This window comes from Alistipes sp. Marseille-P5061 (genome assembly GCF_900290115.1).
GTDB classification, from domain to species: domain Bacteria; phylum Bacteroidota; class Bacteroidia; order Bacteroidales; family Rikenellaceae; genus Alistipes; species Alistipes excrementigallinarum.
Genome location: NZ_LT985748.1, coordinates 425455 through 440134, shown reverse-complemented (window position 1 = coordinate 440134; position 14680 = coordinate 425455). Strand labels below are relative to the sequence as shown.

The following is a 14680-nucleotide window of genomic DNA, read 5'->3' as shown; positions in this document are numbered from 1 at the left end:
TTGGGATTATGGAACGGATTTGTGTTATCAAGGATATTTATAAGGCGTTGTACCGCTTCGAGCGCGATTTTGCCGACGAGCACGGCATCACCATCAACGAGGCGATGGTGCTCTGCGCCCTCAGGGAGGGAGAGACCCGCACGGCTGGTGCGCTGAGCGAGTATGTCGGTCTCTCCAATTCGCGGGTTTCGAAGGTCATCACGGCGGTCGAGAACAAGGGCTACGTGCGGCGGGAAATCGCTCCGCACGACAAGCGGCAGATGGTCTTCTCGCTCACCGATGAGGGGCGTGCCAAGATTGAGGGGACGATGGCCTCGGGTCTCCCCTGCAAGGCGCTCTTCGATGCCCTCAGGCGTTCGATGGAGCAGGCCTGAGACGCTCTTTTTTACCCGAATATTTTCCAGTAAGAAATATGTATATTGTCAAATAAACAACAAAAAACGAAGACCAACATGAATTATCTGATTGTCGGGGGCGTGGCGGGCGGAGCCACCGTTGCGGCCCGTTTGCGCCGAATGGACGAGCATGCGAACATCGTGCTTTTCGAGCGGGGGAAGTATGTCTCCTATGCCAACTGCGGACTGCCCTACTACATCGGCGGAACGATTGCCGACCGCAACAAACTCTTCGTGCAGAGCGTCGAGGGGTTCACCCGACGCTTCCGCATCGACATCCGCACCGAGCAGGAGGTGGTGCGCATCGACCGTGAAAAGCGGCTGGTCGAGGTGCGGCGCCTGGCCACGGGCGAACTCTATACGGAGCCCTACAACAAACTGGTGCTCTCGGTCGGTGCCGAACCGCTGCGTCCGCCCATCGAGGGCATCGACGACCGGCGCATCTTCACGCTGCGCAGCGTGCCCGACACGGATGCCATCAAGGAGTATCTGCTTCGCGAGCGGCCCCGGCGTGCGGTGGTGGTCGGCGGCGGGTTCATCGGTCTTGAAATGGCCGAGAACCTCCACGAGGCGGGTCTTCGTGTCGATGTGGTCGAGATGGCGCCGCAGGTGATGGCTCCGCTCGACTTCTCGATGGCGGCCATCGTCCACCGTCACCTCCAGGACAAGGGCGTGGGCCTTCGTCTGAGTGAAGGGGTGGTCCGCTTCGAGGATGCGGGGGCCGCCGTTGCGGTGCACCTTCAGAGCGGTGCCCGCATCGAGGCCGACATGGTGCTGCTGAGCATCGGCGTACGGCCCGAGAACCGGCTGGCCCGCGAGGCGGGACTCCGGCTCGGCGCCCGCGGCGGCATCGTCGTCGACGACCGCATGCGGAGCTCCGACCCCGATATCTATGCGCTGGGCGACGTGGTCGAGGTGCTCAACCCCGTGACGGGACGTCCGACGATGATTCCGTTGGCCGGCCCGGCCAACAAGCAGGGCCGCATCGTGGCCGACAACATCGTCTTCGGCGACAAGAGCACCTACTCCGGCTCCATCGGCACCTCGATTGCCAAGGTCTTCGACCTGACGGTGGCCACGGCCGGCATGAATGCCCGCCAGCTGCAGCGCGAGGGCATCCCCTACTGCTCCTCCTATACTCACTCCTCGTCGCACGCCGGCTACTACCCCGGTGCCGTGCCGATGAGCATCAAGGTGGTCTTTGCCCCCGACAGCGGGCGGCTGCTGGGCGTGCAGATTGTCGGTTACGGCGGTGTGGACAAGCGGATTGAGATGGCTGCCCAGGTCATCCAGCGGGGCGGCACGGTCTACGACCTCACCGAGCTCGAACACGCCTATGCACCCCCCTACTCCTCGGCCAAGGACCCCATCAACATGGCCGGCTACGTGGCCGAGAACATCCTCACGGGCAAGTGCCGCACGCTCCACTGGCGCGAGGTGGCCGGGCTTCCGGAAGAGACCGTGCGCATCGACGTGCGGACGCGGGCCGAATACGAGCTGGGCTCCATCCCGGGCTTTGTCAACATTCCGCTTGACGAGCTGCGCGAGCACCTCGACGAACTGCCCCGCAACCGGCCTCTGGTCGTCACCTGCGCCGTCGGCCTGCGCGGCTATCTGGCCTCGCGCATCCTCACGCAGCATGGATTCGACGACGTGCGCAACCTCTCGGGCGGTTACCGGACCTGGTTCGCCGCCACGGCGCCCCTCACCCCTCCCAACGGCGGCGGTGAACAGGGCACGTCGCGGCGTGCGGCCGAAGCGGCTCCGGTCTCGGAGGATGGCTCGGTGGGCAGTGAGGCTCCGGCAACCTCCGCAGCGTGCGGCTGCGGCGAGGTGGTTGAGGTCGACGCCTGCGGGCTGATGTGCCCCGGGCCCGTCATGCAGCTCAAGCGCTGCTACGAGGGTTTGTCGGTCGGCGGACGGCTGCGGATTCGCGCCACCGACCAGGCCTTTGCCCGCGACGTCGTTTCGTGGTGCCGGATGACCGGGGCCCGGCTCGAAGGGGTCGAGCAGCACGGAGGCATCGTCGAGGCGACGGTGAGCAAGGGCGAGGCTGCGGCCGCTCCGGCATGCTGCGGCGCCTCCCCCTCACCCTCCGGTGCGGCTGACGGCAAGACGCTGATTGTCTTCAGCGACGATTTGGACCGGGCGCTGGCCTCCTTCGTGATAGCCAACGGGGCCGCGGCGGCCGGCAAGCATGTGACGATGTTTTTCACCTTCTGGGGACTGAACATCATCAAGAAGCAGCAGAAGCCCTCGGTGGCCAAGGACCTCTTCGGCCGCATGTTCGGATGGATGATGCCTTCGGACAGCCGTCGGCTGAGCCTCTCGAAGATGAACTTCTTCGGACTGGGCAGCCGGATGATGCGCCACGTCATGCGGACGAAGCGCATCGACAGCCTCGAGCAGATGATGCGTCAGGCGGCCGATAACGGTGTGGAGATGATTGCCTGCACGATGAGCATGGACGTGATGGGCATCCGCCGCGAGGAGCTGCTCGACAACGTCACGCTGGGCGGCGTGGCCGCCTACCTCGAGCAGGCCGAGCAGGCGAACGTCAACCTCTTTATCTGACGTTCGGGAGCGGTGCCTGCCGCCGTGCATGAAAAGAGGGCTTCCCCGGTCGGGGAAGCCCTCTCTGTGTTTGGTGTGCAGAGGCTTTACAGCTCCAGCGGCTCGTAGGGAAGTCCCCAGGCCTCGGCAACGGGCTTGTAGACCACCTTGCCCTGTACGACGTTGAGGCCCAGCTCCAGCTCGTGGTTCTCCTTGCAGGCGCGGCGCCACCCCTTGTCGGCCAGCTGAATGGCGTAGGGCAGCGTGGCATTGGTCAGCGCCAGCGTCGAGGTGTAGGGCACGGCGCCCGGGATGTTGGCCACGCAGTAGTGGAGAATGCCGTCGACGTAGTATACGGGCTCCTCGTGCGTGGTGGGATGCGACGTCTCGAAGCAGCCGCCCTGGTCGATGGCCACGTCGACCATGACCGTGCCGGGCTCCATGAGCTTCAGCATGTCGCGCGTCACCAGCTTCGGGGCCTTGGCGCCCGGAATCAGTACCGAACCAATCACCAGGTCGGCCGTCTTGAGTTCCTCGCGGATGTTGTACTCCGACGACATGAGCGTCTTGACGTTCTGCGGCATGACGTCGGCCAGATAGGTCAGACGCGGCAGCGAGATGTCGCAGATGGTCACGTCGGCACCCATTCCGGCGGCCGTACGGGCTGCAGCCGTGCCGACCACGCCGGCGCCGATGACGAAGACCTTTGCAGGCTTCACGCCCGGAACGCCACCGAGCAGCTTGCCCTTGCCGCCGCGCGGCTTCTCGAGGAAGTAGCATCCCTCCTGGGTCGACATGCGGCCGGCAACCTCCGACATGGGAATCAGCAGCGGCAGCGAACGGTCCGGACGCTCGACGGTTTCGTAGGCGCAGCAGACGGCGCCACTCTCAATCATCGCACGGGTGAGCGCTTCGCTGCTGGCGAAGTGGAAGTAGGTGAAGACCAGCTGGTCCTTGCGAATGAGTTTGTATTCGGGAGCAATCGGTTCCTTGACCTTGATAATCATCTCGGCCCGGGTGTAGACCTCTTCGATGGAGGGCAGAATCTCCGCACCGACAGCTACATAGGCCTCGTCGGGGAAGCCGCTGTTGACGCCGGCCGTAGCCTGAATATATACCTTGTGGCCCCGTTTGGTCAGTTCGTGGGCACCTGCGGGGGTAAGAGCAACGCGGTTCTCGTTGTTCTTAATCTCTTTGGGAATACCGATAATCATTGTAGATAGTAAGTTTTGGTTTTTTGGTTACTCTAAATTATAAAAAATTAGCCAAAAGCTCCAAATTCGGCGCAAAAATTTAATATTTACTTAAAATTTGTAAGAGACCGTAAGGTAGAACGTGCGGGGATAGATGTGTAGAAGACGAGTGTCGAACGGCGTGAAGACCTCCGTGTCGCCGCTGTAGCTGCGCCGCACGCGGAGCGATTCGTAGGCCGAGTATACGGCGTTGCGTCCGCCCAGCAGGTTGTTCAGCATGAGCGAGATACTCAGACGCGAGCGGGTGAAGTAGAAACTCTTGAAGAGCGAGGCGTCGAGCGAGCAGACGTCGCCGAGCCGCTCCTGTGTGGTGAAGCGTTCGTAGAGCTCCTCCGAGAGGGCCCCCTGCCGTGCCACGCGCTCCGTGCGGCGCACCTCCGAGGGTTCGACATAGCGTGCGCCGATGTAGCTGCCCGAAAGGCGGAAGCCCCAGCCCCGCGGCCCGAAATAGCGCACCTGGAGGCAGCCGCTCAGTTGCGGAGCTCCGCCCGGCACGCAGCCGCCCATGTGGCTCTCGGCATGGTCGTCGACGAGCCTGTTGTCCACGTCGGAGTAGAGTGTCACGCGCGGATTGCGGATGTACTTGTAGCGTGCGGCCGCCGCCGCGAGCGAGAGGCTCCAGCGCCGGGACATCCGCCACTCGAGCGCCGCCTCTGCTCCGGCCGAGAGGGTCCCGATGCCCGATACGACCAGGTCGCAGTAGGTGGCTGCCAGGTCGTCGTAGTAGCGCCGGGTCTTCAGCCCGTCGAACATCGCCACGGCGAAGAGCGACGCCTGCAGCGAGAGGTAGCGCCCCGTGCGGCGGTAGTTGAGTTCGATGGCATGGAACTGCTCCGTCGAGGGGTTGTCAACCAGGCGGTTGTTGTACTGCGGCTGGAGGAAGAGCGCCTCGCTCTGCGGCGAGCGGGCTCCGGTGGCGAGCACCAGCTCCAGATAGCTGCGCGGCGAGAAGGCCCAGCCCGCGGCTCCCTTGAGCAGATAGGGCGTAAAGCTGCATTCGCGCGAGCGGCCGTAGGAGCCGCTGCCCGCGAAGAGCTCCTTTTCGCAGTATCCCTGCCGGAAGTGGAGGTCGTAGCCCAGCGAGGCGTGGAGCCGTGCCGTCAGCCGGTCGGTGCGGTACTCCGCATCGATGTGGGCGCGGATGCGTTGCGCCTGGAGCGCATAGTCGTATCCGAAGCGGTCTCCCTCGCCGATTCGGCGGTCGGGATGACGCAGGTCGTTCTGCAGCAGGTTGCTGTATGTGTCGTCGTCGACCAGATACTGGTCGATGTCGGTCAGATAGCGGGCGCCGAGCAGGTCGCGCATCCGCTTGTAGTTGCGCCGGTTGTCGATATCCGCGCTCAGACCGTAGCGCAGCGTCAGGCGGGAGTCGACCTCGGTGGTCAGCCGTAGCTCCAGCTGCATGCGGGCCGTGCGCGTCATGCGCTCCTCGAGTGCATAGACGGCCTCGCCGTCGGCCAGCCGGTTGCGGGCGATGAGGCCGTCCCAGTCGATTTGCGTGTAGCGCGTCTCGTTGCGGCGCCAGGCCTCCTCGGTGGCGCGGTCGCCGATATAGGAGGGCAGGTAACGGTAGTTGTCCGGCAGCGGCGTGCGGGCGTTATACCACCCCAGCGAGCTGTAGGACTGCCAGCCGTAGCGCAGACCGAGCGTCGCCTCGAGGCGGGTTGCCCCACTCAGACGGCGCCGGTAGATGGCGGCGGCGAAGGGTTCGAACTGACGCCGTACGTGCGAGTTGCGCACCTTGCCGTCCTGAAAGCCCCAGGCCGGGTTGTAGAGCGGGTCGCCCGTGAGGGTGAAGGCCTCCTCGGTCGACGGGGAGCGCAGCCCCCGCATCGAGGGCGCCGCCACGAGCAGCAGCGTGAGCGAGTGCTCCTCGCCGAATCGCTTCGCGGTCCTCACGCCAATCGACAGCCCGTCGGTGAAGACCCCTTCGGCCCTCAGGTCGCGCCCCGTGCGGTAGTGGAGCGCCGCGGCTCCGCTCCAGCCATGACCCAGCTGCCTCCCGGCCGCGATTTTCGCACCGAAGAGGTAGTTGCGCCCGGTGAAGGTCACCGATGCGCGGTGCCACGGGGCGCTCTCCTCCTCCGGAAGCCGCATCTTGCGGCTGCCGTTCACGGCATCGCCCACCGTGGCCGACATGTGGAGCCCGCCCGTGCGCAACTCCTCGGCCCCCAGATTCCGCAGCGCCGAGAGCGCATCGTAATCGAGCTCGATGCCGTGGAGCGTGTTCCGCTCCGTATCCCACGCCAGACCGCGCCGCCGGTAGCGGACGAACGAGAGGCGGAAGTCTGTGTTCAGACCATAGAGGTCCTCGGCAAGCGCCACACCACGGTAGAACAGCGTCGAGTCGGGGCGGAGCATCGGGCGGGACTCCTCCTCGTAGTCGGGCTGTTCGTAGGGATAGTAGTTGTCGAGCGGCTCCTGGGCCGAGGTTGTTCCGATGAGGAGCAGTCCTGCGGCCAGAAGCGCCGTGTGGCTCCGCTTCATGGCGTGTGGCGGCTTTTGGGGGACGGAGGGTTCGGTTGTCGGGAACGGGCGGCGGGCGAAACCGGCGGGGCGACCTCCCGACGGAGGTCGCCCCGGAGATTCGCCCCTTGGGGCTCAGTGCGTCAGAGGTTCTTCATCACCTCGAGGAGCAGCGCCCAGAACTTGCCGACGGTAGCAATCTCGAGCCGCTCGTCGGGCGAGTGGACGCCGCGGAGCGTCGGTCCGAAGGAGACCATCTCCAGGTCGGGATACTTCTCGAGGAAGAGTCCGCACTCCAGTCCGGCGTGGATGGCGCGCACCTTGGGCTCGGTCGAGAAGAGCCGCTCGTAGCTCTTGACCGTGATGTCGAGCAGCCGCGATTCGGGGTTGGGCGCCCAGCCGGGATAGCCGTCCGAGTGTGCCACGTCGGCGCCTGCCAGCGTGAAGACCGACTCGACCATCTGCATGACGTAGGTCTTGGCGCTCTCGACCGACGAACGCTGCGACGAGGTGACCACGATGCTCTCTTCGCCGACGAACTTCACCGATGCGAGGTTGGTCGAGGTCTCCACCAGCCCCGGAACGGCAAACGACATGGCGATGACGCCGTTGGGCACACCCACCAGCGAGTAGACGAGTCCGGCCTGCGTCCGTGCGTCGAGCACCTTGTCCACCTGCGGCATCTCGTTGAGCGTGATGCGGAGGTTGGGCTCGCGGAAGCGAAACTCGGCCTTCATGTCTTCGGCAAAGAGGGCGAAGCGCTTGCGGAACTCTGCGGCAAAGCGCGTCGGCACGCCGAAGATGGCATAGGCCTCGCGCGGAATGGCGTTGCGCAGATTGCCGCCATTGAAATAGCTGAGTTTCAGCTCGAAGCTCTGCATCCCCTCCCACAGCAGGCGGGCCACAATCTTGTTCGAGTTGGCGCGGCCCTTGTCGATGTCATCGCCCGAGTGTCCGCCCAGCAGGTCCGACACGTCGACGCGGAAGAAGGTGTAGTTGAGCGGCGCCTCCTCGGCGTGGTAGTGGAACGTGGCGATGGTGTCGATGCCGCCGGCGCAGCCGATGAAGAGTTCGCCCTCGTCCTCCGAGTCGAGGTTGATGAGGTATTTGCCCGTGAGCATCCCCTCGCCCAGCTCGAAGGCCCCCGTGAGGCCCGTCTCCTCGTCGACCGTGAAGAGCGCCTCGACGGGTCCGTGCTCCACCGAGGGGTCAATCAGCACGGCCAGCGCAGCCGCCATGCCGATGCCGCAGTCGGCGCCCAGCGTCGTCCCTTCGGCCTTGACCCACTCGCCGTCGATGTAGGGGCGGATGGCATCCTTCTCGAAGTCGAACTCCACGTCGGAGTTCTTCTCGCAGACCATGTCCATGTGCGACTGCAGCACGACGGTCGGCCGCTGTTCGAAGCCCGGAGTGGCCGGCTTGCAGATGACCACGTTGCCGATGGCGTCCTTGCGGTACTCGAGTCCGTGGCGCTTGGCGAAATCGACCAGAAAGGCGATAATCTTGCCCTCCTTCTTCGACGGACGGGGAATTTGCGTGATGGCGTCGAACTGCTCCCAGACGATGCGGGGTTCGAGAGTGGTGATAGATGACATAGCGAATCTGTTTTATGTTGTTTTTCGGTTGTTTCCGTTTCTTCGGACGGACTGCTCCGTTCGGGCGGTCACTCCACGTAAATCATCTTACGGGTCATGCCGCCGTCGACGGTGATGTTCTCGCCGTCGATGAAGTCGTTGGCCTCGGCGCAGAGAAAGAGGCAGAGGCGGGCGATGTCCTCGGGGCGTCCCACGCGGCCCGACGGGGGCTGCGCATGGTCCTCGGGGCGGAGCCCTTCGTAGTTGGCATGCTCAATCCATCCCGGGGCAATAGAGTTGACCGTCACGTGCAGCGGGGCAAGCGAGAGGGCCAGGGCGTGGGTCAGCGAGCGGATGCCCCCCTTCGAGGCGGCGTAGCCCTCGCTGCCGGGTTCGCTCATGAGGTAGCGCGTCGAGGCGATGTTGATGATGCGTCCGTAGCGATTCGCCTGCGGGTGGGCCGTCCGGTGGCGGGCCAGGGCCCGCGAGGTGATGAATGCCGGGCGCAGGTTGGTGGCCAGAATCCGGTCGAACTCCTCCACGGAGGTCTCCACAAGCGGTGAGAAGCGGCTGATGCCCACGTTGTTGATGATGACATCCAGGTCGCCCCACGCTTCGAACAGCTCCGCGATGCAGGCCTCCAGTGCCTCTCCGTTGCAGACGTCCACCTCGGCAAAGCGGGCTCCCGTCTCTGCGGCGGTACGGGCTCCTTTCACCGTATCGATGTCGCAAAAGGCCACCCGGGCGCCGGCCCGGCAGAAGGCTTCGACGATGGAGCGGCCGATGCCCCGGGCACCGCCCGTGACGAAGACGCGCCGCCCCGGAAAGCGGTATTCGACCTGCTTTGTGAGTGGCTCCGTGCCGCGGCCCGCAGGTTGCGTTTCGGGCCCCCTCTCCTCGTTCTGATGTATTGCCATGTGGTCCGGACTCTTTGTTGTATCGTACAAATATAAGAAAAAGTTTGGAATATGTGCACCGTCCGCGGTGTTTCGCCGCTCGGACTGAGGCGGCTCCGCGGCGGAGCTTCGTGCCGTGCGGTGAAAAAGCGGCCCGTCACCGCGTGGATTCCGCTGCAAGTTCGTATCTTTGTTCCGGAATGGACGGAGGTGCGGCTGGCGTGTTGCTGCGCGGTAGCCCCTCCGCAAAAAAAACTGTTTGAAAGATGACGGATTTCAGAATCGGACACGGATACGACGTGCATGCCCTCGGTGAAGGGCTGCCGCTGGTGCTGGGCGGCGTGCGGATTGCCCACACGAAGGGGTGCATCGCCCACTCGGACGGCGATGTGGTGATACACGCCCTGTGCGATGCGCTGCTGGGTGCGGCGGCGCTGGGCGACATCGGGCTGCACTTTCCCGATACGTCGGACGACTATGCGGGCATCGACTCGAAGATTCTGCTGCGCCGCGTAGCGGCGATGCTCCGCGAGCGGGGCTACGAAATCGGGAATGTCGACTGCACGATTTCGATGCAGCGTCCCAAGCTCCGTCCCCACATCGACGCCATGCGTGCGGCGATGGCCGAGGCGATGGGCGTCGACGTCGACCGCGTCTCGGTGAAGGCGACGACGACCGAGCACCTCGGCTTCGAGGGGCGCGAGGAGGGGGTTTCGACCTCGGCCGTGGCGCTGATTTACAAGGCCTGACCCCACGCCGGACGACCTCGGAGCGGGAAGAGGACTACCCTGCCCTGCCCTGCCCCGGCGCTGCGTCGGATGGCGCGGGCGTTGCCCCGCCCCGATATGGAAATCTCCGCGCCCCGATGCGGAAACAAACAAGAGAGAACGCCGTTCATCATGCGTGAACGGCGTTCTCTTTTTCGTGCGGTTTGGTCGGATGGCGACCGCAGACAGCGGCTCAATAGAGCTGCGAGAGCGTGCCGGTGTACTGTACGTCGCTGTACCAGGGGTTCGAGATGGTCAGGTTGGCACCGCCCGTGCGGCTGAAGATTTCGAAGGTGAAGGTGTAGTTCGAGGCCGAGAAGAGCGGCGTCGAGAAGGTCACCATCCACCCTTCGTTCGTCTGCTCGGTGGTGTAGCCCTGCAGGTTGCCCACCGTGTAGTTGAGGATGGTCGTGTAGTAGGGAGGCACATACCCCTTGACGTAGGGAAGGCAGATGTCGGCCGTACCGTCCCAGATGTTGACGCTGAAGTTGGGGTTGAGCAGCTGGCGCAGCGGACCGGCCGGCTGACGCTGCATCGTCTGGGGGTTGAACTGGAAGTTGCGCGAGAGCACGAGCGAGTCGGTCGACTTCTCGAATTCGGCCAGCCGTTCGGCGCGCCGCTTTTCGCGTACTTCGCGTCGCTCCTCCTTGGGCGACAACACTTTCTTCTGACCGATGACGGTCCATGCCGTGACGCAGAGCAGCGCTCCGGCAACGATGAGGATGACTTTTTTCATGGTATATGGGGTTTATGCCCCACTCCCATGCAAAAGCGGTGCCTAAATCCCCATCCGCCGCAAAAATTCTCCGGTGTAACTGCCTTGCGTGCACGCAATTTCATGCGGAGTGCCTGCAGCGACGATTCTTCCGCCCGCAGCGCCACCCTCGGGGCCGATGTCGATGATGTGGTCGGCGACCTTCACCACGTCGAGGTTGTGTTCGATGACCACCACCGTGTTGCCCCGGTCGACGAGCTTGTTGAGCACCTCGAGCAGCTGGCGGATATCCTCGAAGTGGAGACCCGTCGTCGGTTCGTCGAGGATGTAGAGCGTGCGTCCCGTGTCGCGTTTCGAGAGTTCGGCCGCGAGCTTGATGCGCTGGCTCTCACCTCCGGAGAGGGTTGTGCAGGGCTGCCCGAGGGTCAGGTAGCCGAGCCCCACCTCCTGGATGGCGCGCAGCTTCTGGTGGATGGCGGGAATGTTCTCGAAGAACTCCACCGCCATGTTGACCGTCATGTTCAGCACGTCGTCGATGTTCTTGCCCTTGTAGCGCACCTCGAGCGTCTCGCGGTTGTAGCGGTGGCCGCCGCACTCCCGGCAGCGGACGTAGACGTCGGGCAGGAAGTTCATCTCGATGGTCTGCACACCGGCGCCGCGGCACGTCTCGCACCGCCCGCCCTTCACGTTGAAGGAGAAACGGCCCGCCTTGAAACCGCGAATCTGGGCGTCGGGCGTCATTTCGAAGAGCTTGCGGATGTCCGCGAAGACGTTCGAATAGGTCGCCGGATTGCTGCGGGGCGAGCGCCCGATGGGCGACTGGTCGACGACGACCAGTTTGTCGACATGCTCGATGCCCTCGATGGAGTCGTATTCGAGCGGCTGGTCGTAGGAGCGGTAGAGCTCCCGCGCGAGGATGGGACGCAGCGTCTCGTTGATGAGCGTCGACTTGCCCGAGCCGCTGACGCCCGTCACGCAGATGAACTTTCCGAGCGGAAACTCCGCCGTGATGTTCTTGAGGTTGTTGCCCCGTGCGCCGCGGATGATGATGCTCTGCCCCGTCCCCTTGCGGAGCGTCGCGGGAACCTCGATGCGGCGGCGGCCGGTCAGGTAGTCGGCCGTGATGGAGTTGGACTTCAGAATGTCGTCCAGCGTGCCGGCGGCGACGATGTGCCCGCCGAGACGGCCCGCCTTGGGCCCCACGTCGACGATGTAGTCGGCCGCGCGCATCATCTCCTCGTCGTGTTCGACCACCAGCACCGAGTTGCCGGCGTCGCGCAGCTCCTCGAGGCTGTGAATCAGCCGCTGGTTGTCGCGCTGGTGGAGTCCGATGCTCGGCTCGTCGAGGATGTAGAGGACGTTGACCAGCTTCGAGCCGATTTGCGTGGCCAGGCGGATGCGCTGGCTCTCGCCGCCCGAGAGCGAACGTGACGAACGCGCCAGCGAGAGGTAGCCCAGCCCCACGTCCATGAGGAAGCGCAGCCGTTCGCGAATCTCCTTGATGACCTCCTGTCCGATTTTGCGCTCCTTCTCCGACATGTGCTCCTCGATGTGGGCCATCCACTCCGAGAACTCCTCGATGGACATGGCCGAGACCTCGGCGATGTTCTTGCCGCCGATGCGGAACTGCAGCGCCTCCTTCTTGAGCCGCGTGCCGCCGCAGACCGAACACTTGCGGTAGACGAGGAACTGCTCGCGCCACTTCTGGCCGCGTTTCGAATCCTCGTCCTCCGTGCGGCTGATGTACTCGGCGACGCCCTCCCACGAAATCAGGTGGTTGCCGCCTGCCGAGGAGAACTCCGCCAGGTTGACCGTGAGGGGCTCGGAGTCGCCGTAGAGGATGGCGTTGAGCCCCTCCTCGGAGATGCTCTCCACGGGGTCGTCGAGCGTGAAGTCGTAGCGGCGGCCCAGCATCTCGAGGATGGCGAAGAGCATGTTGTTGCGGTATTTGCCCAGCGGCTCGACGGCCCCCTGCCGGAGCGAGAGCGAGCCGTCGGGGATAATCTTCCTCAGGTCGAAGACCGCCTCCTCGCCCAGTCCGTTGCAATGGGGGCAGGCCCCCTTGGGCGAGTTGAACGAGAAGGTATGGGGGGCGGGGTCCTCGAAGGCGATGCCTGTCGAGGGGCACATCAGGTGGCGTGAAAAGTAGCGCAGCTGTTCGGTGCCGTAGTCATAGACGGCCATCGTCCCCTTGCCCTGGTGCATCGCCTCCTTGAGCGAGGCCATCAGCCGGTCGTCGAACGCCCCCGTGATGCTGAGCCGGTCGACGACCAGGTCGATGGTGTGGATTTTGTAGCGGTCGAGCTTCATGCCGGCCGTGATTTCGCGGATTTCACCGTCGATGCGGGCGTAGATGTAGCCCTTCTTGGCCAGGCTCTCGAAGAGCTCGCGGTAGTGGCCCTTGCGCCCCTTGACGACGGGGGCCATCAGCGCAATCTTCCTCCCGGCGAACCCCTTGGCAATCAGTGCGGCAATCTGTTCGTCGGTATAGTGGACCATCTCCTCCCCCGTGACGGGTGAATAGGCGCGCGAGGCGCGGGCGTAGAGCAGACGCAGGAAGTCGTTGATTTCCGTCACGGTTCCTACCGTCGAGCGGGGGTTCTTGTTGGTGGTCTTCTGCTCGATGGCCACCACGGGGCTGAGGCCCGTGATTTTGTCGACGTCGGGACGCTCCATCGTGCCGACGAACTGGCGGGCATAGGTCGAGAGGGTCTCCATGTAGCGGCGCTGCCCCTCGGCATAGATGGTGTCGAAGGCGAGCGACGACTTGCCCGAGCCCGAAAGTCCGGTTATGACCACCAGCTTGTTGCGCGGAATCTCCACATCCACGTTCTTGAGGTTGTGGACCCGTGCGCCGAATATCTGAATCGTGTCGTTTTTCATCTTTGCGGACGAGCCGCCGCACGGTTTTCGGTGCGAGCAGCGGCAATCGTGCAAAGATACGACATTTTCGCGTGATAGCCGATTTTTTCAACGGGAAAAGAAGCTTTGCAGATTCCGAGACGGAGTGCATGTCTCGATGATTCGTCAGTCGTTTTCATGTGCTTATCTTGTTGAAGGGGCATATCTCGGGATTGAATTGGGTTCGGATATGGTTTTGTGCAGCGTTCATTTTTACAAAAAAACACCAGAGTACATTGGATGCATCAAATAATTCACTATTTTTGTAATGATAAAAAAGACTGCCTATGAAGAAATGACCTTGTAAATTAGGGACATATTGACATAAAAAGCGTTAGCTTCTATTCTTGTTTCTGAAAATCGCCAAATTAAAGAAACTCCCAAGAGTAAAAGTTGATGCTCACGTTGTTTACCAACGTGGGCTTTTACTTGTTTGGGAGTAAGGTGTTTGGCGATACCTCAGAAACAAATGAAGTTAAAGGTCCGCGTTTTTTATTTGTCCGAGCCCCTTCCCGAAAACTGCAACGGACCGGAAAATAAAATGAAAACAAAATCAAAAGACAACGTATGAAACGTATTATATTTACTGGAATCATTGCAATTATTTCCCTGTTTGCATTTTCAAGTTGTTCGACATTGGGCAAAACCTGCGCTTCTGCGCCCTTTGCCTATACGGAAGTGCACCCTAACGAGATTCGAGCCGATTTGAATTTCAATACATCCGAAAAGTTGGAAGGAACGGTCCGTGTCGGATATCTGTTCGGCATAAAGGTCAGCGGCGGGCGTAAATATGCCGAGGTCTTGACTACCAACAACAGCAAGTCCATTTTTGGTCTGCGTGGCAAGCGCATTCGTTCGATGGCCATGGCGAAAGCGTTGGAAGGAACGGATTATGATATGGTCATAAATCCGCAATATGAGACCAAACGCAAGAGAGTTCTATTCGGGTTGTGGACTCGTTATACCGTTACAGTCAAAGGTTATGGCGCCAAGGTTTCTCGGCTTTATCAGGCGGATGAACCTTCTGTAAGGCAGGATATTCCTCTGATAAGAGACTAAAGCAATCAAAAACTGCCGCATCCGATGGCGGGGATTCCGCTGACGGATTGTACGCAGTGATTATACTTTGAGTTGGAAAAACCGGGCGCGTGCATTTGCAC

General features: G+C 62.6%; 10 protein-coding genes. 4 read left to right on the top strand and 6 right to left on the bottom strand.

The features are described 5' to 3' along the window. Nucleotides 1–8 precede the first annotated feature (8 nt). Nucleotides 9–374 (top strand): MarR family winged helix-turn-helix transcriptional regulator, encoded by a 366-nt coding sequence (locus C8267_RS01730; RefSeq protein ID WP_087361764.1) that lies wholly within the window; start codon nt 9–11, stop codon nt 372–374. Nucleotides 375–452: 78 nt separating this feature from the next. Continuing rightward, nucleotides 453–2969: an FAD-dependent oxidoreductase gene (locus C8267_RS01725; protein ID WP_106633431.1), complete on the top strand. Its 2517-nt coding sequence runs from the start codon at nt 453–455 to the stop codon at nt 2967–2969. An 86-nt stretch (nt 2970–3055) separates the two neighbouring features. On the opposite strand, the gene ald is transcribed toward C8267_RS01725, so the two are convergent. The 4 genes from ald to C8267_RS01705 form a co-directional block, all read right to left on the bottom strand. Further along, nucleotides 3056–4162 (bottom strand): alanine dehydrogenase, encoded by a 1107-nt coding sequence (gene ald, locus C8267_RS01720; protein WP_106633430.1) that lies wholly within the window; start codon nt 4160–4162, stop codon nt 3056–3058. Between the two features lie 90 nt (nt 4163–4252). Beyond that, nucleotides 4253–6688 carry a TonB-dependent receptor gene (locus C8267_RS01715; RefSeq protein ID WP_106633429.1) on the bottom strand — a complete coding sequence of 812 codons (2436 nt, stop codon included), beginning with the start codon at nt 6686–6688 and terminating at the stop codon, nt 4253–4255. A 122-nt stretch (nt 6689–6810) separates the two neighbouring features. Further along, nucleotides 6811–8262 carry an aminoacyl-histidine dipeptidase gene (locus C8267_RS01710; RefSeq protein ID WP_087361768.1) on the bottom strand — a complete coding sequence of 484 codons (1452 nt, stop codon included), beginning with the start codon at nt 8260–8262 and terminating at the stop codon, nt 6811–6813. A 68-nt stretch (nt 8263–8330) separates the two neighbouring features. Then, nucleotides 8331–9158, bottom strand: coding sequence for an SDR family NAD(P)-dependent oxidoreductase (locus C8267_RS01705; RefSeq protein WP_106633428.1), 828 nt, complete (start codon nt 9156–9158; stop codon nt 8331–8333). A 245-nt stretch (nt 9159–9403) separates the two neighbouring features. Between C8267_RS01705 and ispF the strand changes: the two genes are divergently transcribed. Beyond that, on the top strand, nt 9404–9886 hold the full coding sequence (gene ispF / locus C8267_RS01700; protein ID WP_106633427.1) for a 2-C-methyl-D-erythritol 2,4-cyclodiphosphate synthase: 483 nt from the start codon (nt 9404–9406) through the stop codon (nt 9884–9886). A 211-nt stretch (nt 9887–10097) separates the two neighbouring features. On the opposite strand, the gene C8267_RS01695 is transcribed toward ispF, so the two are convergent. Continuing rightward, the gene (locus C8267_RS01695; RefSeq protein ID WP_106633426.1) at nt 10098–10640 is read right to left on the bottom strand and encodes a DUF4251 domain-containing protein; all 543 of its coding nucleotides are present in this window, start codon (nt 10638–10640) and stop codon (nt 10098–10100) included. A 42-nt stretch (nt 10641–10682) separates the two neighbouring features. Beyond that, nucleotides 10683–13502, bottom strand: coding sequence for an excinuclease ABC subunit UvrA (gene uvrA / locus C8267_RS01690; RefSeq protein ID WP_106633425.1), 2820 nt, complete (start codon nt 13500–13502; stop codon nt 10683–10685). Nucleotides 13503–14087: 585 nt separating this feature from the next. Between uvrA and C8267_RS01685 the strand changes: the two genes are divergently transcribed. Beyond that, nucleotides 14088–14579, top strand: a complete 492-nt coding sequence (locus tag C8267_RS01685) for a hypothetical protein (RefSeq protein ID WP_106633424.1) — start codon at nt 14088–14090, stop codon at nt 14577–14579. The last annotated feature ends 101 nt before the right edge of the window (nt 14580–14680 follow it).

Excerpts from the sequence above, each read along its gene's own strand:
- C8267_RS01715 (WP_106633429.1), bottom strand. The coding sequence starts at position 6,688 with ATGAAGCGGAGCCACACGGCGCTTCTGGCCGCAGGACTGCTCCTCATC.
- C8267_RS01730 (WP_087361764.1), top strand. The coding sequence starts at position 9 with ATGGAACGGATTTGTGTTATCAAGGATATTTATAAGGCGTTGTACCGC.
- C8267_RS01705 (WP_106633428.1), bottom strand. The coding sequence starts at position 9,158 with ATGGCAATACATCAGAACGAGGAGAGGGGGCCCGAAACGCAACCTGCG.
- C8267_RS01710 (WP_087361768.1), bottom strand. The coding sequence starts at position 8,262 with ATGTCATCTATCACCACTCTCGAACCCCGCATCGTCTGGGAGCAGTTC.
- C8267_RS01725 (WP_106633431.1), top strand. The coding sequence starts at position 453 with ATGAATTATCTGATTGTCGGGGGCGTGGCGGGCGGAGCCACCGTTGCG.
- C8267_RS01695 (WP_106633426.1), bottom strand. The coding sequence starts at position 10,640 with ATGAAAAAAGTCATCCTCATCGTTGCCGGAGCGCTGCTCTGCGTCACG.
- ald (WP_106633430.1), bottom strand. The coding sequence starts at position 4,162 with ATGATTATCGGTATTCCCAAAGAGATTAAGAACAACGAGAACCGCGTT.
- C8267_RS01685 (WP_106633424.1), top strand. The coding sequence starts at position 14,088 with ATGAAACGTATTATATTTACTGGAATCATTGCAATTATTTCCCTGTTT.
- uvrA (WP_106633425.1), bottom strand. The coding sequence starts at position 13,502 with ATGAAAAACGACACGATTCAGATATTCGGCGCACGGGTCCACAACCTC.
- ispF (WP_106633427.1), top strand. The coding sequence starts at position 9,404 with ATGACGGATTTCAGAATCGGACACGGATACGACGTGCATGCCCTCGGT.